Raw genomic sequence first — 20,118 nt, 5'->3', positions numbered from 1 at the left:
GCCCGACCGCAATGCTTAAAAACCAACACTGAATGGCCAAACAAGCTGCAATCGAAAAGGACGGTACCATTATCGAAGCCCTGTCCAACGCCATGTTCCGCGTGGAGCTGGACAACGGCCACATAATCACCGCCCACATCTCCGGAAAGATGAGGATGCACTACATCAAGATTCTGCCCGGGGACAAGGTAAAGGTAGAAATGTCGCCCTACGACCTCACCAAGGGGCGCATCTCGTTCCGTTACAAGTAACGTTTCGGAAGAGCGGGCCGTGAAGGTTCCTCTCCAAAATCAAACCACTCAAAACGATGAAAGTCAGAGCATCCATCAAAAAACGCAGCGAAGACTGCAAGATCGTACGCCGCAAAGGCCGCGTGTACGTGATCTGCAAGAAAAACCCGAAACTCAAGATGCGTCAGGGTTAGTCCCCACCGGCAGAGCTTCAGGAATTCACTGAGTTTTACGAATTTCAAAGAAAAAGAACAGAACTTATGGCACGTATTGTCGGAGTCGACTTACCTAAGAACAAACGGGGCGTAATCGGCCTCACCTATATCTACGGCATCGGTCGCAGCACGGCCGCCCGGATCCTCGCCAAAGCAGGCATCGATCAGGATACCAAAGTGAAAGACTGGACCGACGAGCAGGTCGGCGCTATCCGTAACGTGATCGCAGGCGAAGGTATCCGTGTGGAAGGCGAGCTGCGTTCGACCATCCAGCTCAACATCAAACGCCTGATGGATATCGGTTGCTACCGCGGCATCCGCCACCGCCTGGGCCTGCCCGTTCGCGGCCAGAGCACCAAAAACAACGCGCGCACCCGCAAGGGACGCAAGAAGACCGTTGCGAACAAGAAAAAGGCAACCAAGTAGTTAACCGGTTATCCTAACTCCAATTAGGCATAAAATTATGGCAAAGAAAACAGGATCAGTAAAGAAGAAAGTCGTCAAAGTTGACGCGCTTGGTCAGGCACATATCCACTCCACCTTCAACAACGTCATCGTTACGCTGACCAACGGAGAAGGACAGGTGATCAGCTGGAGCTCGGCCGGTAAGATGGGCTTCCGCGGTTCCAAGAAAAACACCCCGTATGCCGCCCAGACCGCAGCGCAGGATTGCGCCAAGGTGGCCTACGACCTGGGGTTGCGCAAAGTGAAAGTGTACGTGAAAGGGCCGGGCGCGGGCCGCGAATCGGCGATCCGCACCATCAACGGCGCCGGGATCGAAGTGGTCGAAATCATCGACGTGACCCCGCTGCCCCATAACGGTTGCCGTCCGCCGGCACGTCGTCGTGTCTGATCCTTGCGTCCGGTTCGACGCCGGGGGGCCGGGGAGAGGATGCTATGGGGGATATTGGGAGGGATGCCGGGATGCATGCCGTCCGTAAACCCGAAGCGGGAATCGACCGGGAATCCGCCGCGGAACACACCGGAAAAGGACAAGCGGATAAATTTTACCACACTTTTCAACAAAAGACAAAAAAGTAAAAAGATAAAATGGCACGTTATACAGGACCAAGAACCAAAATCGCCCGTAAATTCGGCGAACCGATCTTCGGCTCGGACACCTCTTTCGAAAAGAAAAACTATCCTCCGGGACAGCACGGTCTGAACCGCCGTCGCAAGAAAGTTTCGGAATACGGCGTGCAGCTGAAAGAAAAACAGAAGGTGAAAGCCCTTTACGGTATGCTCGAAAAGCAGTTCCGCCGCACCTTCGAGGCGGCCGAACGCGCAGGGGGCGTTACCGGCGAAGTGCTGCTCCAGCTCCTGGAGTCGCGTCTGGACAACGTCGTTTACCGCATGGGCATCGCCCCGACGCGGGCAGCGGCGCGCCAGCTCGTATCGCACCGTCACATCACGGTGGACGGCGAAGTTGTCAATATTCCGTCGTATTCGCTCAAACCGGGGCAGATCGTTGCCGTGCGCGAAAAATCGAAGGCGCTGGAAGTGATCCAGAACGCCCTGGGTTCGACCCAGCGCAGCCGGTTCTCGTGGATCGAGTGGGATGCCTCGTCCATGTCGGGGAAATTCATGCAGAAACCCGAACGGGCGGAAATTCCCGAAAATATCAACGAACAACTGATCGTCGAACTCTATTCTAAATAGTCATTAATCGAGGAGCACAAAACACTATGGCAATATTAGCATTCCAGAAGCCCGAAAAGGTGATCATGCTCGACTCCACGGCATCCTTCGGACGGTTCGAATTCCGTCCGCTGGAGCCCGGTTTCGGCATCACCGTGGGTAATGCACTCCGCCGAATACTGCTGTCGTCACTCGAGGGTTACGCCTTTACCACGGTACACATTCCGGGCGTGGACCACGAGTTCGCTTCCATCCCCGGAGTGATGGAGGAGATGATAGAAATCATTCTGAACCTGAAACAGGTGCGTCTGGTACGGACCGTCGAGAACGTGGAATCGGAAAAAGTCACCGTGAACGTGACCGGGGTCACCGAGCTTACCGCCGGCTACCTTTCGAACTTCATGACCGGTTTCAAAGTCCTCAATCCCGACCTGCTGATCTGCCGCCTCGAACCCGACGTGAAATTCCAGATGGAACTCACCATCGGCAAAGGGCGCGGTTACGTGCCCGCCGAAGAGAACCGTCCTTCGGATGCTCCGTTCGGGCTGCTCCCGATTGACTCGATTCACACACCCATCAAGAATGTTAAGTATTCGGTCGAAAACTACCGCGTGGAGCAGAAGACCGACTACGAAAAACTGACCATCGAAATCACCACCGACGGCTCTATCCATCCGAAAGACGCCCTCAAAGAGGCCGCCAAGATCCTTATTTTCCACTTCATGCTCTTCTCCGACGAGAAGATCACCCTGGAAACCGAGGAAAAGGCAGCTACCGAGGAGTTCGACGAGGATATTCTGCACATGCGCCAACTGCTCAAGACCAAACTCACCGAGCAGGACCTTTCCGTGCGTGCGCTGAACTGCCTGAAAGCGGCCGAGGTGGAAACCCTGGGCGAGCTGGTGCGTTTCCAACGCAGCGACCTGCTGAAATTCCGCAATTTCGGCAAGAAGTCGCTCTCCGAACTGGACGAACTGCTCGAAAGCCTGAACCTCCACTTCGGGATGGACGTGGCTAAGTACAAACTTGACAAAGACTAAACACAACCATGAGACATAACAGAACCATCAACCACCTGGGCCGCCAGGCTTCGCACCGAAAGGCCCTGATGGCGAACATGGCAGCGTCGCTGATCCTGCACAAACGCATTAACACCACCGTGGCGAAAGCCAAGGCGCTGCGCACTTTCGTGGAACCGATCATCACCAAATCGAAAGACGATTCCACCCACTCGCGCCGTATGGTATTCGCGTATCTGAAGAACAAGCAGGCCGTCGCCGAACTGTTCCGCGGAGTGGCTCCGAAAATCGCAGACCGTCCGGGCGGATACTGCCGTATTCTGAAAACCGGTTTCCGTCAGGGCGACGGTGCCGAAACCTGCTTCATCGAGCTGGTGGACTTCAACGGCGAATACACCCAGAACGCAGGGGCAGCCAAGAAAACCGCTCCGAAAGGGCGTACCCGTCGTGCCGGCGGTGCCAAGAAAGCCGCTCCGGCAGCCGAAACCGCCGCAGCATCGGCCGAAACTGCCGCTCCGGCAGCTGCCGAGGCTCCAGTCGCCGAAACGGCTGAAACCAAAGCCGAGTAACGCAGGCTTCCTTCCGTTCCGCAAGGGTTTCGGCCCGGTACGGAACCGGGACGGAAAAATTTGCGTAGTCGAAAACAAAGCACTACTTTTGAGGGGAATTTGCCGCAGAAGGCGAATTCCCCTCGACTTTTGAGATACAGAACATTCACTTTTCAATAATTAAAGAAAATGGGACAAATCATCAGCGTACATGCACGCGAGATCCTCGATTCGCGCGGCAATCCGACCGTAGAAGTTGAAGTACTGACCGCCAGCGGCGCTTTCGGCCGCGCAGCCGTGCCGAGCGGCGCATCGACCGGCGAGCATGAAGCCCTCGAACTGCGCGACGGCGACAAAGGCCGTTACCTGGGTAAAGGCGTGCTCAAAGCCGTTCAGAACGTCAACGAAGTGATCGCCAAAGAGATCGTGGGCATGATGGTTACCGACCAGGTCGGCATCGACAAGGCTATGATCGCGCTGGACGGCACCCCGACCAAATCGAACCTCGGCGCCAACGCCATCCTCGGCGTATCGCTGGCCTGCGCCAAAGCCGCCGCCAACTACCTCGGCGTGCCGCTGTATCGTTACATCGGCGGTTCGAATGCCAAGACTCTGCCCGTTCCGATGATGAACATCATCAACGGCGGTTCGCACTCCGACGCCCCGATCGCTTTCCAGGAATTCATGATCCGTCCGGTAGGCGCCTCTTCGTTCCGCGAAGGGCTGCGTATGGGCGCAGAAGTGTTCCACGCGCTGAAGAAAGTGCTGCACGACCGCGGCCTCTCGACCGCAGTCGGCGACGAAGGCGGTTTCGCACCGACCCTGAAAGGGACTGAAGACGCGCTGGAATCGATCATCGAAGCCATCAAGAAAGCCGGTTACAAACCGGGGCTGAAATGCCAGGGCGGCGACGTTGCGATCGGTCTGGACTGCGCTTCGTCGGAATTCTATGCCGACGGCGTTTACGATTACACCAAGTTCGAAGGCGACAAGGGCGCTAAACGCACCTCCGACGAGCAGGTGGAATACCTGAAAGGCCTGGTCGAAAAATACCCGATCGACTCGATCGAAGACGGTATGAGCGAAAACGACTGGGAAGGCTGGCAGAAACTGACCGCCGCCATCGGCGACCGTTGCCAGCTCGTGGGCGACGACCTGTTCGTGACCAACGTCGAATTCCTGAAGAAAGGGATCGAAATGGGTTGCGGCAACTCGATCCTCATCAAAGTGAACCAGATCGGTTCGCTGACCGAAACCCTCGACGCCATCGAAATGGCGCACCGTGCCGGCTACACCAGCGTGACTTCGCACCGTTCGGGCGAAACTGAAGACGCGACGATCGCCGATATCGCCGTGGCTACCAATTCGGGTCAGATCAAGACCGGTTCGATGAGCCGTTCCGACCGTATGGCCAAGTACAACCAGCTGCTCCGTATCGAAGAAGAGCTGGGCGACGAAGCGATCTACGGCTACACCAAGATCTATCGTCAGAAATAGTCCGCTGTTTCCTTAGCGGCTATTCTTTACGCTTTGCGGGTCCTGTGCATTACGCGCAGGACCCGTTTTTCTTATGCCTTAAGAGGACCGTTCTTTTTGCTCATTGTGTTGTACGGACCCGTTCTCTTTCTGAGGAAAGAGAACCGGAAAGACTTTCGAGCATGCTTACGCATCCTAAACCAGCCGAGGCCGGGTTTTGCGAGCCGGTGAGTCTTAGCACAGCCGTGCGTCGCTGTGGCAGCATCCGGTCCACCGATTAAGACCGGACACGCCCGGATTAGCGAAGCTCCGGCAAGTTTCTTCGATTCTTTTTATCAAAGAAACCTCCGGTACAGTGTAAAATAACGATCCTTTATCGGGTTGTCCTGTTGCGGGAATTGCTATCTTTGTTCTATGGTCTGTAAAAGGCCCTGTTAAAATCGCAAAACCATATGGTACGACCGGATTGGGAACAGATGTGCTGCCGCGTTCGGCAGATCGCCGACGAAGCCGCAGCGTATATCGCCGCCGAACGGAAACGGTTCACGACCGACAAAGTCGAAGTGAAAGGGACGCATAACTTCGTCTCCTATGTCGATAAAGGCGCTGAGAAGATGATTATCGCCGCGTTGGAAAAATTGCTGCCCGAAGCCGGCTTCATCGCCGAAGAGGGATCGGGGCGTTCGGACGACCATGCCCCTTATCAGTGGATCATCGACCCGCTGGACGGCACCACCAATTTCGTGCACGGTCTTCCTCCTTATGCCGTGAGTATCGCGCTTTGGGATACGCAGGCCCGCGAAACGGTGATCGGAGTCGTTCATGAAGTGACCCTGCGGGAGTGCTTCTATACCTGGAAAGGGGCTGCGGGCGCTTTTTTGAACGGCGAAGCTGTCCGGGTTTCGGAGGTGGCGGACGTGGACGACGCGCTGGTGCTGACCGGGCTGGCCTACGGGCTGGACGAGTCCGTCGTGCGTCATTTCGAAAACAGTTTCGCCTATTTCAACCGCCACAGCCACGGCGCCCGGCGGCTCGGCTCGGCGGCTACCGACCTGGTGTACGTAGCCTGCGGGCGTGCCGACGCCTTTTACCACATCAACCTGTCGCCGTGGGACGTGGCGGCCGGAGCCTTTATCGTCCGGCAGGCCGGCGGTTGCGTAACCGATTTTGCCGGGGGCGACGACTATGTTTTCGGGCGGAGCGTCGTTGCTGCCGCTCCTGCGGTCCGGGATGAAATATTCCGTTTGGTGGCCGGTACCCGATTTACCAAGTGCGGCTGCTGATGCTTTACTATCTGATATATCCCGTGGCGTGGTGCCTCGGCAAACTGCCCTACAAAGTGCAGTTCCTCTTTTCCGACCTCATTCGGTGGGTGCTTTACAGCGTGGTGCGTTACCGGCGGGAGGTGGTGCGGACCAACCTGCGCGACTCTTTCCCGGAGAAAAGCGAAAAGGAAAGGGCCGAAATCGCGCGGCGGTTCTATAAACACCTGGCGGACGTCTTCATCGAAACCCTCTCGCTGGCCTCGGTCAGCGAAAAGCAGATCCGCCGGCGGATGAAGTACCTCAATATGGACGACCTGATGCGGTGGACCGGGGGACGGTCGTGGATATCGGCCATGGCCCATTACGGATCGTGGGAATATACCACCAATTTCGACCTTTACAAGACGCACGACAATGCGCTGGCGGTTTACCGTCCCCTGAGCAATAAAGGGGCCGACCGGTTCTACCGCAAGATACGTAGCCGGTTCGGGGTTATTCCCGTGCCGATGCACGACGTGGGGCGCGAGATGGTGCGGCGCACGCGGTCGGGGAGCCACGTGACGCTGGCCCTGATCGCCGACCAGACTCCCGCCTGGCCCGAGATACAGAACTGGACGATGTTTCTGGGCCGTTGGACGCCGTTTTTTACCGGGACGGAGAAGATGGCGGTCAAGTTCCGTATGCCGGTGGTTTTCCTCGACGTGCGGAAAGTGAGGCGCGGTTATTACGAAGCGGTGTTCGACCTCGTTTACGACGGCGACGAAGCGGTGGAAGAGGGCGAAATCACCCGTCGTTACGCCGAACGGCTGGAGCGGATGATCCGGCAGCGGCCGGAGCTGTGGATGTGGTCGCACCGGCGCTGGAAACACGATATAGACAACTGGCTGGCGCACCATCCCCATGCCGGCCGGATAGCGGACCGGATTCATGATGAGCAGCGGAAGTAACGGAATGGAACGGCTGGCGGTAGTGATTCTGAACTGGAACGGCGAGGGTTTCCTGCAACGTTTTCTGCCCGGGGTAGCGGACTGCTCGACCGGGAAGTACGCCCCGCCGGGGTGTGAAGTGACGGTCGTCGTGGCCGACAACGCATCGACCGACGGATCGGTACGATGGCTGGAAGAGACCTGTGCCGGTACGGACGGCGGCCCGGTGCGGGTGATCGCTTTCGACCGCAATTACGGATTCACCGGCGGTTACAACCGGGCGTTGGCTCATCCGTCGCTCGCCGGGTTCGATTACTACCTGTTGCTCAATTCGGACGTGGAAGTGACTCCCGGCTGGCTCGTCCCGCTGGTGGAGACGATGCGGGCCGACGGAAGGGTAGGGGCGGCGATGCCCAAACTGCATGCCTACGGACGGGACGGCTATTTCGAATACGCGGGCGCCTGCGGAGGATTCATCGACATGTTGGGGTACCCGTTCTGCCGGGGCCGCATCTTCGGCACGCTGGAGAAAGACGACGGGCAATACGACACGGCACGGGAAATATTCTGGGCCAGCGGGGCGGCGATGCTCGTGCGGGCCGACCTGTGGCACGCTTTCGGCGGACTGGACGAAGCTTTCTTCGCCCACATGGAGGAGATCGACCTCTGCTGGCGGCTCCATCGCAGCGGATACAAAGTCATGGTGTGCCCCGCCTCGCAGGTGAATCATGTGGGCGGCGGCGCTTTGCCCGCCACTTCGCCTCGAAAGACCTATCTGAACTTTCGCAACAACCTGGCGATGCTCTACAAAAACCTTCCGGGGGCCGCTTTCGCCGGGGTCTATTTCGTCCGCTTCTGGGCCGACTCCCTGCAAGCGCTCCTGTGGTTGTGTACCGGGAAGAGATCGTTCGCCGGCGCCGTCGTCCGGGGCCACCGCGACTTCTGGCGGCGGATGCGGCCCCGGCTGGTGCGGCAACCCGGAAAAGAGGGGTACGCCCTGCCGGCGAAACAGGTGTTGTACCGCGGGAGCGTGGCGTTGAGGTACCTGGTCGGGAAACGGAAATTCGGAAACATGATGTGATATGAAACGATTGCTGGTTGCGATAACGGTACTGTTCGGTGCGGCGGCCTGCGGAGGCACGGCGCCGCGAAACTCCGGCGCGGCGTCCCCGTCGCAGGCCGCCGTTCCGGTACCCGAACCGAAGCGGGTGGTGCCGCGCATCGCGGCGGAGTATCCGCACGATGCGAAAGCCTATACGCAAGGGCTGCTCTGGGCAGATGGCGGACTGTACGAAAGCACGGGCGAGTACGGCGAATCCTCGTTGCGGAAAGTCGATCTGAACACGGGCCGCGCGGAGCGGACGCTTTCGTTGCCGGGACGCTATTTCGGCGAGGGGCTGGCGTTGGCGGGAGATTCGCTGCTCTACCAGCTGACCTGGCAGGAACAGCGCTGTTTCGTGTACGACAAACGGGATTTCCGGCAGGTCGGCGTATTCGCCTATACCGGGGAAGGGTGGGGGCTGACGTCCGGCGCGGGGGGCGATTCGCTTTACATGAGCGACGGTTCGTCGTGGATACGGGTGCTGGATCCGGCGGATTTCTCGCAATGCCGCCGGTTCCGGGTGTACGACCACAACGGGGAGGTGACGCAGATCAACGAACTGGAGTGGATCGACGGGAAACTTTGGGCCAACCTGTATCTGACCGACCTGATTGCGGTCATCAATCCGGCGACGGGGCGGGTAACGCACTATATCGACTGTTCCGCGCTCGAAACGCGCATCGCGCACCGGCGGGATACGGACGTTTTCAATGGGATCGCCCACGATCCGGCGACGGACCGCGTTTTCGTGACGGGCAAGAATTGGGATAAATTGTTTGAAATCGAGGTCGGGTTATGAAGATAGCGCTCGTACAGCAGAATTATAAGGTGGGGGATGTCGCCGGGAATACGGCGAAGATGAAAGAGGCCGTGGCCAAGGCGGCTGCGCAGGGGGTCGAACGGGTCGTTTTCGGAGCAGAGGCGGCGACGGGGACGCCTTTGCTCGGACTGGCCGGTTCCGCTGCGTTCCGCAGGGAGGCGGCCGAAGCGCGGGCTTCCCTGGAGGCGTTCGCCGCTGCGCGGGGGGTGCGGTTAGTGTTGTCGGACTGCGAATGCGACCGGGTGAAGATCGTCTGCGCGGCCGACCATTTTCGCCACGGGGTCGCCGAACGGAACCGAGACCGGTGGCTGGCCGAAGCGCGGACGTCGGGTAAACCGGTGGTCTGGGTCAATCAGACGGGGGCGCAGACCGGGACGATCTACTACGGCGGTTCCTGCGTCGCTTGTCCGTCGGGCAGTGTCGTGACGCTGCCGCTCTTCGAAGAGTCGCTGGCGGTGATCGATACCGAAGCGGGAGGGTGGCTGTCGGGTGCCGTTTGGGGCGACCGGATGGATCAGTTGCACCGCGCTTTGGTACTGGGCGTGCGGGATTATTTCGCCAAGACGGGATGCCGGGACGCCTGCGTGGCGATGTCCGGCGGCATCGACTCGGCGCTGGTGCTCGCCCTGGCGGTCGAAGCGTTGGGGCCGGAACGGGTGAAGACGGTGATGTTGCCGTCGCAGTACTCGACGGATCATTCGGTGGCGGATGCCGAGGAGATGATTCGCCGGGTGGGCATCCCGAAAGAACAGGTATGGCTGGTACCGATCGCGCAGACTTTCGGCACTGCGCTGGAGGCTTTGCAGCCTGTGCTCCGGGCGGCGACGGACGATAAAAAACGGGGGCTGGCCGAGGAGAACATGCAGGCCCGTATCCGGCTGATGATGACGATGGCGTTGTCGAACAGCCACGGGGCCTTGATGCTCAATACGTCGAACAAGAGCGAAGCGGCGGTGGGATACGGTACGTTGTACGGCGATACGAGCGGTGCGTTGGGGGTGATCGGCGACCTGTACAAGGGGGATGTCTATGCGTTGTCGCGGCGGATCGATGCGGAGGCGGAAGCGGCGGGCCGCGTGGCGCCGATCCCGGAGCATATCCTGACGAAAGCGCCGTCGGCGGAGTTGAGGCCGGGGCAGAAAGACAGCGATTCGCTGCCGGATTATCCGGTGCTGGACGCGATTCTGGTGCGGCTCGTCGAGGGCGGCATGTCGTCGGCGGAGGTGGTCGCCGAAGGGTTCGATGCGGCGACGGTCGAGCGTGTCTGTCGGTTGCTGCTGTCGGGGGATTTCAAACGGTTCCAGCTGCCGCCTGCGCTTCGGGTGTCGGGTTGCACGTTCGGGGTGGAGTGGCAGTGGCCGATTACGGCTGCAAAAGTATTGTGATGCATGCCCCGGCGGAAGCGTTGCCCCGAAGAGAGGCGCCGTGCGAGTATGGAAAGATAAAAATTCGGGTCCGATAAAGGCATTGTCTTTATCGGACCCGAATTTTTGTAAAAGGGGCCGCACTCGGCGGCCCCCGGAACGGATTATGCGATCCGGCGCGCGCCGTCCGAGATCACTACCGGATAGACTTTGCAGTCGATGCCGAAGCGCTCTTTGTACTTCGCTTTCGCCGTGTTGATGAATTCGTCGTATTTCGGCGCCGGAACCACGTTGATCGTGCAGCCGCCGAAACCGCCGCCCATCACGCGCGAACCGGTCACGCCGCACTCTTTCGCCACTTCGTTCAGGAAATCCAGCTCCTCGCACGACACTTCGTAGAGCACCGACATGCCGATATGCGTGCCGTACATCTTGCGCCCCACCGTTTCGTAGTCTCCCGCCGCCAGCGCCGCGCAGGCGTCCAGCAGGCGGTGTACCTCGTCGATAGCGTATTTGGCGCGGATGTAATCTTCCTGCGAGATGACCCCGATTACCTCTTCGAGCCATTCGGGCTGCGCGTCGCGCAGGAATTCCACTTCGGGGTGTTTCCGCTGGATGGCCTTCACCGCCCGTTCGCAGCTCTCGCGCCGCTTGTTGTACGGCGAACCGACCAGTTCGTGTTTCACGCACGAGTCGATCAGCACCACTTTATAGCCGTGGGCCTCCGGATCGAACGGCACGTACTGGAATTCGCCCGTCTTGCAGTCCAGCCGCATCAGGTGGCCGGCTTTGCCGTGGATCGAGGCGAACTGGTCCATGATGCCGCATTTCACGCCGACGTAGTTGTGTTCGGTCGATTGGCCGACCTTGGCCAGCGTCATTTTGTCGAAACCTAAATTCAGCAGGTCGTTCAGCGCGAAAGCGTAGGTGGATTCCAGCGCGGCCGACGAGGACATCCCGGCTCCCAGCGGCACGTCGCCGCTGAATACCGTGTCGAAACCTTTGATCGTCGCGCCCCGCTTGGTCAGTTCGCGGCATACGCCGAAGATATATTTGGCCCAGTGTTCCTTCGGCGCGTCGTCCTCGCTGAGGCCGAATTCCGACTTTTCGCCCAAGTCCAGAGCGTAGGCCCGTACTTTATCGGTGCCGTTGAAGACGATTTCGGCGACCATCCCCTTGTCCACGGCCCCCGGCAGTACGAAACCGCCGTTGTAGTCCGTGTGTTCGCCGATCAGATTGACGCGGCCCGGCGAAGCGTACACGGCGCCTTCGGTGCCGTACAGCTCCTTGAATTTATTGCGTACGTTGGTAATGTCCATGATAACGAATCGATTATTTCACCGGTATATTCTTATTGACATTCTTGCAGCCTGCCAGCGCGTAGTACAGGATGTAGGCGACGGCCGCCACGATCACCCAGTACGAAGCCATATAGCTGCCGGTCAGGTCGGCCACGCCGCCCTGGATCAGCGGCAGGATACCGCCGCCGCAGACCATCACCATGAAGAGGCCGGAACCCATGGCGGTGTATTTGCCCAGCCCTTCGACCGCCAGGTTGAAGATGCCGCCCCACATGACGGAAGTGCACAGGCCGCAGAGTACGAAGAACATGACGCCCATCGGTACGGCTGCCATGCCGAAGCCCGTCCCGGTGAAGACCGGCATCGATACGGTGACGCTGGTCGGAGCGAACATGCCTACCAATACGAAGATCAGCGCCAGCAGGCAGACGAAAGTGATTTGCGATTTGGCGGAGAATTTACCGCCCAGCACGCCGCCCAGCAGACGGCCGCACATCATCAGGAACCAGTAGGTGCCGACCACCGAACCGGCCAGCGCCGCGTCGAGGCCCATCCCCGGCGTATCGCCGTCCACAGGGTTGGTCAGGAACAGGTTCACGAAGTTCGGGATGCCTACTTCGACGCCCACGTAGAGGAAGATGGCTACGGTACCCAGCACGAAGTGGCGGAACGAAAGCGCGCTGTGTTTGTCTTTCGATTTCTCTTTTTTCTCGGTGTCGCGGTTCGGTTCGGGCAGTTGCATGCTGGCCAGCACGATGAATGCCAGCGCGAAGATGCCCATGGCGATGAACAGGGCCGGAGCGGCGTCGCTGATGGTCGCTTTGGCCGCATTCCCCATCAGGTAGCCGACCAGGATCGGGACGATCGTGGCCGCGATCGAGTTCAGCGTGCCCCCGAACTGGATCAGCTGGTTGCCTTTCTTACCGCCGCCGCCGAGGGTGTTGAGCATCGGATTGACCACCGTGTTCAGCATACACATCGAGAAGCCCGATATGAAGGCGCCGCACAGATAGACGCCGAAACTGCCGGCTTCGCCCGAAAGGAACTGGATGCCGACGCCGACGAACCCGACGGCGATGGCCAGCAGGGCGGTTTTCTTGTAACCTACTTTTTGCAGCAGCAGGCCGGCCGGGATGCCCATGAACGCATAGGCGATGAAGTTGGCGGCGTTGCCGAGCTGGGACATCCAGTTGGCTACGGCGAACTGGTTCTTGACGATCACGCCGATCGGGTTAGTCAGGCCGGTCACGAACGAAATCATCGCGAAGAGCGCGAACATCATTGCGATGGGCAATGCGTAGTTCTTTTTCTGTTGAGTTTGAGTCATGTCGGATTATTTGAATTTTGGTTGTTTCCGTGGATGGGCCGGCGGGAACGGGATTACCGGGTCCCGAATTCGTAGGCTATGCGTTGCTTGTAGGTTTCGCCGGGGCGCAGCACGACGCCGGGGAAGTCCGGCCGGTTCGGCGTGTCGGGGAAGGCCTGGCATTCCATGGCCACGCCGTAGCGGTCTTCGTAGGCGAAGCCCTCGGTTTTGGACTGCGGGCAGCCGCTGAGCCAGTTGCCGGTATAGATCTGGATGCCGGGCTGCGTGGTCGAGGCTTTCACGAAGCGGCCCGATTCTTCGGAGTAGAGTTCGGCGGCCGGCAGCAGGGTGTCGTTCTTCAGGACGGAATCGACATCGGGATAACCGTCTATGGCCCAGCAGTGGTCGTACCCTTTGCCCCAGATGAGCTGCTGGAACGGTTCGTCGATGCGTTCGCCCAGCGTGTGCGGGGTGCGGAAGTCCATCGGAGTGCCTTCCGTCGGCGCTGGCGCTTCGGGCAGAGGGATGGCGGTCTGGTCGGTGGGCAGGTACCGCGACGCCTTGAGGGTCAGCGTATGTCCGAGCACGGAGCCGCTGTCGTGGCCGTTCAGGTTGAAGTAAACGTGGTTGGTGAGGTTCACGACGGTCGCTTCGGCCGAGTCCTCTTCCAATCGGGCGAAGTAGGTGATCTCCAGCGTATTGTCGTCGTCCCAGTCGTAGCAGGCTTCCACGTACAACGCGCCGGGATAACCCTCTTCGCCGTCGGCGGATCGGTAGCCGAACACGACCCGGTCGCCTTCGACGCGGCCTTCCCACAGCCGGTTGGCGAACCCGGTCGGGCCGCCGTGCAGGTGGTTCGGGCCGTTGTTCACGGCCAGTCTGAAAGTTTTGCCGTCCAGCGTAAAGGTGCCTTCGGCGATCCGGTTGGCGTATCGTCCGACGCTTTTGCCCATGGCCGGGCCGTCGGCGACGTAGGATTGCCACCGGTCGTAGCCGAGCACCACGTCGGCCATTTTACCCATGCGGTCGGGCACCGTGACGCCCACGATGGCCGCCCCGTAGTTGGTCAGACGGACGGTGGCGCCGTTGGCGTTGGTCATCGTATAGAGGATGACGGGTTCCCCGCCGCCGTCCCCGGTCGGAGAGGCGGGCGTAAAGCCCCACACTTGCTGCGTGATTTCGTTCATAAAAGTCGGTTTAGGTCGGTTGCCGCGCCTGTAGGTGAGGCGCGGGATGGGTTCGGGTTCGGCGCGAGGTCTGCCGCGCCCGGCCGTCGCGCCGGATTTCCCGTGCGGGGCGGGCTTTCTTTCGGGTGGGCGGCAGCGGAAACGAGGCTCCTGCGGCCGGGAAAAGGCCTATTCGCCCCAGAGGGAGCGGGGATAGACGCCGGCGGCGATCAGGTCGAGCACTTTCTGCACCGTGCCGGGCCGGTCTTCCTTGTAGGTCACGCCGAACCACGGGCTGGTCGTGTGCAGTACTTTGAGTTTGGCCGTATGTTCCGATACCAGTTTATTGACCAGCAGCGGGATGAAGTATTCGGCTTTCAGGTTGCCGGAGGCGATGGCCTGGTCGAGGAATGTTTTGAAAAAGGCCTCGGAGTGACGGAAGTAGTCTGGTGTGAAGCCGAACAGGTTCATCGAAACGGGGGTGTTTTCGGCCAGCGGGTGCGTTCCGTCGGCTTCGATATAGACGATCTGCCCGTTCTGCCGTTCGATTTTGGTGCGTTCCACGATGGACTCCAGGTAGCCGGCCGCATCGATGGTGCATACCCCGCGCGAAACGGTGCCGTTTTCGGAGAGGGTTTTGCTCACTTCGTAGCCGACCATAGCGTATTCGCCTTCGGATCCTTCGGGCAGCGCGGCGAGGTATTTGCCCATCTGCGCGATGGCGTCCTGGCCGTAGAAGTCGTCGGCGTTGATCACGGCGAACGGTTCGCGGACGACGGATGCTCCCATCATCAGGGCATGATTGGTACCCCACGGTTTTTCGCGTCCTTCGGGTACGGAGTATCCTTCGGGCAGGTTGTCGAGTTCCTGGAATACGTATTCGACGGCGATTTTTCCGCCGAAGCGTTCGGGATTGAAGACTTCCCTGAATTCGGAGCCGAAACTGTGGCGGATCACGAAGACGACTTTGCCGAATCCGGCGCGGATGGCGTCGTATATGGAGTAGTCGATGATGGCTTCTTTATTGGGTCCGATGCCGTCCATCTGTTTGAGCGATCCGTAGCGCGATCCCATGCCGGCGGCCAGTACCAGAAGTGTCGGTTTCATATTTTTTCTTTTCGTTTTGTTGTCTTCGGTTTTAATGATACAAATATACTATTTCCTTAAAATTATCCCATACTCCGGGCGACTTTTCGCTGTGAGGGGGCGACGGTTCGACGAGGCGCAGCCTTTTGCAACGGATACCGCGTCCGTGCGCGGTTTGCAGCCTTGAATAAGAGGTATTTGTCGTTTGCAGACGGTTGTCCGAAGTGCTCGGGCAGGGAAACTTGTTCCGGTTCTTGTTTTTCTCCGCTCGCTTTCGGCGGTTTTTTCCATTCGTCCGCCCGGAAAAAGAAAACCCTGCCGGAAGGAACTCCGACAGGGTTTTCGGTGCCTGAGACAAGGGCCGCAATATGTCCATTTAAATTAAAAAGGGAATCCGTTGATTTTTGCCGTTAAGGCTCTTGTGTTGGAAAGCTCTATGCCCTATTTCCGTGCATGAAATCGCAATTTAGTTCCCCTTTCAGTCCCTCCTCCAGTGTTTTTTAGAGAAAGTAGACTCGGTTAATATATCGGCTTTCTCATTCAGAAATACTTTCAAAACGGTTAAGAATGTTATGGTTAAGAAGACTCCTTTGTCAATATCTGAAATATCGACAAATGGACGATTGAATTTTATTTGATAAAGCGATTATTTGTTATTTATGATATAATTGCTTATTATTGTTGTGAATATTTTTAAATCTATCCGTTGTGAGAAAGTGTCTTTTTTGTTTCGGGCTGATCGCAAGTGTCCTCTGTTGCTATGGACAGGGCAAACTTTCATTTAAGTTCCGGAAAACTACGGCCGATTTTGGAACGATAGACCGCAAGGCGACCAAACAGATCATTGTGAATTTCGAGTTCAACAATCCCGGTACTGTGCCGCTCGTTATTCTGAAAGCTGTCCCTATGTGCGGTTGCATGAAGACCGAAATCACTGCCGCCCCGATTGGAACGGGACAAAAAGGGATTGTAAAAGTGATCGTCGACCCTAAAAGCCAAAAAGGCGAATTCAACAAAGCCGTTATTGTCAAAACTAGTGCATCGGCGGAACCGATTATGTGCCGTATCGTCGGCATTGTAAATTAACCTCCCCAAAAACAGTGCTTATGAAAACAACGCTTAACCTTTTTATCGTATCCTTCGCGGCTTTGCTGTTGTCAGCGTGTTCCGAAGAAATGAAGTACAGTTGTAGTCCGGAAGCCAATGCCTGGGTGGAACGGAACCTGAGTGAGATCAAACAGATGAATCGGGCTCAGTTTTGCGCCATCCCGTACGACGAGTACCAGCGTGCGGCATTCCGGGTTTTCAGTCCGCAACAAAGAATGCAGGTGTGGCTGGGCAAAATTACAGAGACGCTCAAACTCGGGTGGAACGCTGCGGAAAGGGCGCATATTGTGAAACTGCAAGAGATTATCACCGAACACGGCGATTGGTTCGAACCGAGAACGAGCAAAATGCAGGCAGAGGAGGTCGATGACGACATCTCATTAACTATGTTCGAGTGGGCGGAGTACGCTTACGAAACGCTCCACTGGACGCGGGAGCAGGTTTATGCATTGGCCGTAACGCCGAATGCGGTACAAAGTACGGATGGCAAGGTGGCGCAAAAGTTTCGTTTGGGCGAACTCGAAGATCCGGAAATCCCGGAAAAACCGGGAGGGCCGGACTGGGGAAATTTAACCTGCGAATGTAACTTGGATCATGATTTCTGCTGGTCAGGTACTTGTACGGCAAAAGGCTGTGGCGACCCGGGAACAGGAGGCTGCGGATGGGTTTGGATGCAAAAATGTAACGGACTCTGCATGTAACTGCTATTGTCCTGATATCACCTCGGAACCGGCCCGAAAGGGTCGGTTCTTTGTTCTGTCAATTTAATTTCTCGGATTATGAAATTCAAACCTTTCTCAATCGCCTTTCTGATCTCTTTGGCATTGTACCTTGCTTGTTGCTGGATCAGGGGTGGATATATCGATTTGCTCTCCTTGAGTGGGATTTCTCTTGCGTCTTTGGTATATGGGATTACTTATTATATCCTGACTGTTATCTTATTACGTAAATTCCGGGAAAAACTCTCTACGGAGTGGGTAGTTATCGCTATCCTGTTGGGTGCGGTCATATTGGAATTGCCGTATTGGACATTCTGTATTAGTGCCACACCTGGTTTATGGCCGGAAATATTCGTCCGGCTGCTGGCAATCGGTGGGGGGTATTTGTGTTGGAAGATATCCGGACGGGTGTGGAAAGTTGTCGTTTCAGGCGTTTTCCTGGCTTTCTGCCTGTGGATTTCCTATTCGGGCTATGACCTGTGGGTGAATAAAATGTATTACGGCACGTGGACTGGAAGGCTGGACCCGGTAACAGATGTCGGTATGATCGGGATGCAGACGCCGGAGGAGGAGACGGTTCGACTGGAAAAGTTTCGGGGACGGTATGTGGTGCTGGACTTTATCAGCAGTTCGTGCGGAGTCTGTATCCGGAAGCTGCCTTTGGTGCAGGAGTTGCAGGACACGTATGCGGATAATCCGCAGGTCGAAGTCTATGTCGTATTTTGTCGCGACACCGCACGGGGCGAATCCCCTGCGATCGGTGCCAAGGGATTAACCGAACGAGGTTATCATATACCGCTTCTCTCCATTCCGATGGATGACCCGAACCTGAAGGAGGTATTCGGGGTGGAAAAATTTCCGGATGTACAGGTCGTCGATCCGGAGGGGAAAATCGTGTTTCGGGGAAGGATCGAGAATGCGGGCGATTTTCTGTCCCGCTCTCTGGGCAGATAACGGTTGGCGGACCCGATGATGAGAGAATGGGTGAATTACCTGCCTGCCGCTCTATTCATGGGGTGTGCCCTTTTCCCATTCAGCGGCTCGCTGATTTCGGCGGAACGGATCGAAATATATGTTTTCATCCTTTTCGCTTTATACCGATTGGTGTTTTTGATGTTGAACGGGGGCAGGCGGCTCAAACGGGTAAATATCGTCGGGCTATCTTCAACGTTGCTGGCTGTATATCTGTCGGGACGTTCCTTTGCGGCACCTGTTCCACTGGTCGAGGCTTGCCTGCCCTTAGGTTTCCTATGCCTTTACTATGGGTTCGCAGCCGAGGATTCGAAAGAGAACCGAAGATTTGCCGGGCTGATCGTTGTATTTTCCGTAGCGCAAGCTCTCTATGGCTTCCTGCAATATACCGTGTACTCTTCCGGTTGGGTCGCCGGAAATCTGAGCAATCCGGCCGGCTATGCGGCATCCCTCGTCGTCGGATTGCCGTTTTGCCTGACATGGGAGGTTCCCGACAGACAGGGAAAGGTCTTGAAAACGGTTTGTTCAACGCTTGTCCTTTCGGCAATCTGCTTATCCGGCTCGCGGGCAGGAATCATTTCCGGAGGGTTTATTTTGGGTGTCTTTCTGTGGAAAACCGTAGCCATGTCGGCTAAATGGCGACGTGTCATCGGCTCGACCTCCATTATCATGGGGGCAGTGGTCGGCTGCATCCTATTCTCTTGGAAACAGGACTCTGCGATGGGCAGAATATTGATCTGGAAAATATCGGGCGGGATGGTCGTCGAAGCGCCCGTATGGGGAAGGGGAGCCGGTTCTTTTCAGGCGGACTATATGACTTGCCAGGCGGACTTCTTCAAAGCGAATCCAGACAGTAAGTATGCACAGGTAGCCGGAAATGTTTTTCATCCTTTCAATGAATTTTTATTGCTGTCGATCGAGTTCGGGTTGGTCGGATTACTCCTTGTCAGCTTGATTTTATTTCCGGTAGTTAGAAATATCTGCATATCCGGTTTTAATCCTTTTTCGACGTGCATCGCCGCTATCGCTCTTTTCTCCTGCTTTTCCTATCCGGTGCATTATGCATATGTGTGCATCGTTTTGGCTTTCTGTTTGGGCAACGTGCAACTCAAACCTTTGTTCTGGCTAAAAATACGCCGCATTGGGCTGTTTGTACTCGGAGGATTATCTGCCATGATCCTGTTTTTCTGTCTGGCCAAAGACGTGGAGTATGAATATCAGTGGAATAGAATTAGAGAAGGGACTTTGTCGGGTAAGGCACCGGAACTAATGGAACAATATCGGCTTTTATATCAGAAATGGAATTATAACCCTCGTTTCCTATACCATTATGGCGTTACTTTAAATTACATCGGGCTACACCGTGCGAGCAACGACATTTTAGCGCAATGCAGCGAAGTCTATAACAGTTATGACCTCCAAATGTTGATGGGAAATAATTATTACGCCGAGGGGAAATGGGATTTGGCCCTGTCGCATTATGCAAAGGCTTCTCAAATGTGTCCGAACCGGTTCAGGCCTTTGTATATGCAGATAATGGTATATGATCACAGACAGGAATACGACTCTGCTGCGCAATTGGCCCGCGAGTTATTGGTTAAGCCGGTCAAAATTCCATCGGATGAAATCCGACAGATGCAATCTGAGGCACGAAGATACACTCGGAATTTAAATCGAGACTGACTATAAAATTTATCATTCCTGTGTTCTGTTGAGAAAAGCCTGCCTTTAATTCGAGCAGTACCGATCGTTGTTGAGCAGGCAATAGGATACCTTCGACGGACGGCGGGCACAGCCTTACCATGCGGCCCTTACGGACCGGATCGCCGATACCGTCGATGCGGCCGAACCGTGGCAG

General features: G+C 57.0%; 21 protein-coding genes. 17 read left to right on the top strand and 4 right to left on the bottom strand.

What is annotated here, in order from left to right:
- The first annotated feature begins 32 nt into the window (after positions 1-32).
- The 13 genes from infA to nadE all read left to right on the top strand — a co-directional run bounded on the left by infA (position 33) and on the right by nadE (position 10,624).
- The gene (infA, locus tag RIKMI_RS0103920; protein WP_022063789.1) at positions 33-251 is read left to right on the top strand and encodes a translation initiation factor IF-1; all 219 of its coding nucleotides are present in this window, start codon (positions 33-35) and stop codon (positions 249-251) included.
- Between the two features lie 56 nt (positions 252-307).
- On the top strand, positions 308-424 hold the full coding sequence (gene ykgO, locus RIKMI_RS0103915) for a type B 50S ribosomal protein L36 (protein ID WP_027290520.1): 117 nt from the start codon (positions 308-310) through the stop codon (positions 422-424).
- Positions 425-490: 66 nt separating this feature from the next.
- Positions 491-871, top strand: a complete 381-nt coding sequence (rpsM, locus tag RIKMI_RS0103910) for a 30S ribosomal protein S13 (RefSeq protein ID WP_027290519.1) — start codon at positions 491-493, stop codon at positions 869-871.
- A gap of 37 nt (positions 872-908) precedes the next feature.
- A complete protein-coding gene (gene rpsK / locus RIKMI_RS0103905) occupies positions 909-1,298 on the top strand; it encodes a 30S ribosomal protein S11 (RefSeq protein ID WP_027290518.1) in 390 nt (129 codons plus the stop codon).
- A 197-nt stretch (positions 1,299-1,495) separates the two neighbouring features.
- The gene (gene rpsD / locus RIKMI_RS0103895) at positions 1,496-2,104 is read left to right on the top strand and encodes a 30S ribosomal protein S4 (protein ID WP_027290517.1); all 609 of its coding nucleotides are present in this window, start codon (positions 1,496-1,498) and stop codon (positions 2,102-2,104) included.
- 26 nt (positions 2,105-2,130) lie between these two features.
- Entirely contained in the window at positions 2,131-3,123 is a 993-nt protein-coding gene (locus RIKMI_RS0103890; RefSeq protein ID WP_027290516.1) for a DNA-directed RNA polymerase subunit alpha, read from the top strand.
- Between the two features lie 8 nt (positions 3,124-3,131).
- Entirely contained in the window at positions 3,132-3,671 is a 540-nt protein-coding gene (gene rplQ / locus RIKMI_RS0103885; protein ID WP_027290515.1) for a 50S ribosomal protein L17, read from the top strand.
- Between the two features lie 168 nt (positions 3,672-3,839).
- On the top strand, positions 3,840-5,147 hold the full coding sequence (gene eno / locus RIKMI_RS0103880) for a phosphopyruvate hydratase (RefSeq protein WP_027290514.1): 1,308 nt from the start codon (positions 3,840-3,842) through the stop codon (positions 5,145-5,147).
- Positions 5,148-5,578: 431 nt separating this feature from the next.
- A complete protein-coding gene (locus RIKMI_RS0103875) occupies positions 5,579-6,409 on the top strand; it encodes an inositol monophosphatase family protein (protein ID WP_027290513.1) in 831 nt (276 codons plus the stop codon).
- Positions 6,409-7,338 carry a lysophospholipid acyltransferase family protein gene (locus tag RIKMI_RS12970; protein WP_147288431.1) on the top strand — a complete coding sequence of 310 codons (930 nt, stop codon included), beginning with the start codon at positions 6,409-6,411 and terminating at the stop codon, positions 7,336-7,338. Before RIKMI_RS0103875 ends, RIKMI_RS12970 begins: the two co-directional genes overlap by 1 nt.
- Complete coding sequence (locus tag RIKMI_RS0103865) at positions 7,322-8,398, top strand: glycosyltransferase family 2 protein (protein WP_245584932.1); 1,077 nt, start codon at positions 7,322-7,324, stop codon at positions 8,396-8,398. The genes RIKMI_RS12970 and RIKMI_RS0103865 overlap by 17 nt, the downstream gene beginning before the upstream one ends.
- Before the next feature lies 1 nt (position 8,399).
- A complete protein-coding gene (locus tag RIKMI_RS0103860) occupies positions 8,400-9,218 on the top strand; it encodes a glutaminyl-peptide cyclotransferase (RefSeq protein WP_027290511.1) in 819 nt (272 codons plus the stop codon).
- Positions 9,215-10,624: an NAD(+) synthase gene (gene nadE / locus RIKMI_RS12965; RefSeq protein ID WP_051214327.1), complete on the top strand. Its 1,410-nt coding sequence runs from the start codon at positions 9,215-9,217 to the stop codon at positions 10,622-10,624. Before RIKMI_RS0103860 ends, nadE begins: the two co-directional genes overlap by 4 nt.
- Positions 10,625-10,767: 143 nt before the next feature.
- Here the strand turns inward: nadE and galK are convergent, their stop codons facing one another.
- The 4 genes from galK to RIKMI_RS0103835 form a co-directional block, all read right to left on the bottom strand.
- A complete protein-coding gene (gene galK, locus RIKMI_RS0103850) occupies positions 10,768-11,922 on the bottom strand; it encodes a galactokinase (RefSeq protein ID WP_027290510.1) in 1,155 nt (384 codons plus the stop codon).
- Between the two features lie 13 nt (positions 11,923-11,935).
- A complete protein-coding gene (locus RIKMI_RS0103845; protein WP_027290509.1) occupies positions 11,936-13,231 on the bottom strand; it encodes an MFS transporter in 1,296 nt (431 codons plus the stop codon).
- Between the two features lie 53 nt (positions 13,232-13,284).
- Positions 13,285-14,397, bottom strand: coding sequence for an aldose epimerase family protein (locus RIKMI_RS0103840; protein WP_027290508.1), 1,113 nt, complete (start codon positions 14,395-14,397; stop codon positions 13,285-13,287).
- A gap of 168 nt (positions 14,398-14,565) precedes the next feature.
- Positions 14,566-15,483, bottom strand: coding sequence for a sugar phosphate nucleotidyltransferase (locus tag RIKMI_RS0103835; RefSeq protein WP_027290507.1), 918 nt, complete (start codon positions 15,481-15,483; stop codon positions 14,566-14,568).
- Between the two features lie 687 nt (positions 15,484-16,170).
- On the opposite strand from RIKMI_RS0103835, the gene RIKMI_RS14575 reads away from it, so the two are divergent.
- The 4 genes from RIKMI_RS14575 to RIKMI_RS0103815 all read left to right on the top strand — a co-directional run bounded on the left by RIKMI_RS14575 (position 16,171) and on the right by RIKMI_RS0103815 (position 19,943).
- On the top strand, positions 16,171-16,548 hold the full coding sequence (locus RIKMI_RS14575; RefSeq protein ID WP_169715492.1) for a DUF1573 domain-containing protein: 378 nt from the start codon (positions 16,171-16,173) through the stop codon (positions 16,546-16,548).
- 20 nt (positions 16,549-16,568) lie between these two features.
- Positions 16,569-17,270: a bacteriocin fulvocin C-related protein gene (locus tag RIKMI_RS0103825; RefSeq protein WP_037291464.1), complete on the top strand. Its 702-nt coding sequence runs from the start codon at positions 16,569-16,571 to the stop codon at positions 17,268-17,270.
- 78 nt (positions 17,271-17,348) lie between these two features.
- Complete coding sequence (locus RIKMI_RS12955; protein ID WP_037291461.1) at positions 17,349-18,242, top strand: TlpA family protein disulfide reductase; 894 nt, start codon at positions 17,349-17,351, stop codon at positions 18,240-18,242.
- A 15-nt stretch (positions 18,243-18,257) separates the two neighbouring features.
- Positions 18,258-19,943: an O-antigen ligase family protein gene (locus tag RIKMI_RS0103815; RefSeq protein WP_027290504.1), complete on the top strand. Its 1,686-nt coding sequence runs from the start codon at positions 18,258-18,260 to the stop codon at positions 19,941-19,943.
- Positions 19,944-20,118 lie beyond the last annotated feature (175 nt).

Origin of the sequence: Rikenella microfusus DSM 15922 (assembly GCF_000427365.1) — a bacterium.
Lineage (GTDB): Bacteria > Bacteroidota > Bacteroidia > Bacteroidales > Rikenellaceae > Rikenella > Rikenella microfusus.
The sequence above is the reverse complement of the archived record's forward strand: the minus strand, read 5'-3'. Positions and strand labels throughout refer to the sequence as shown.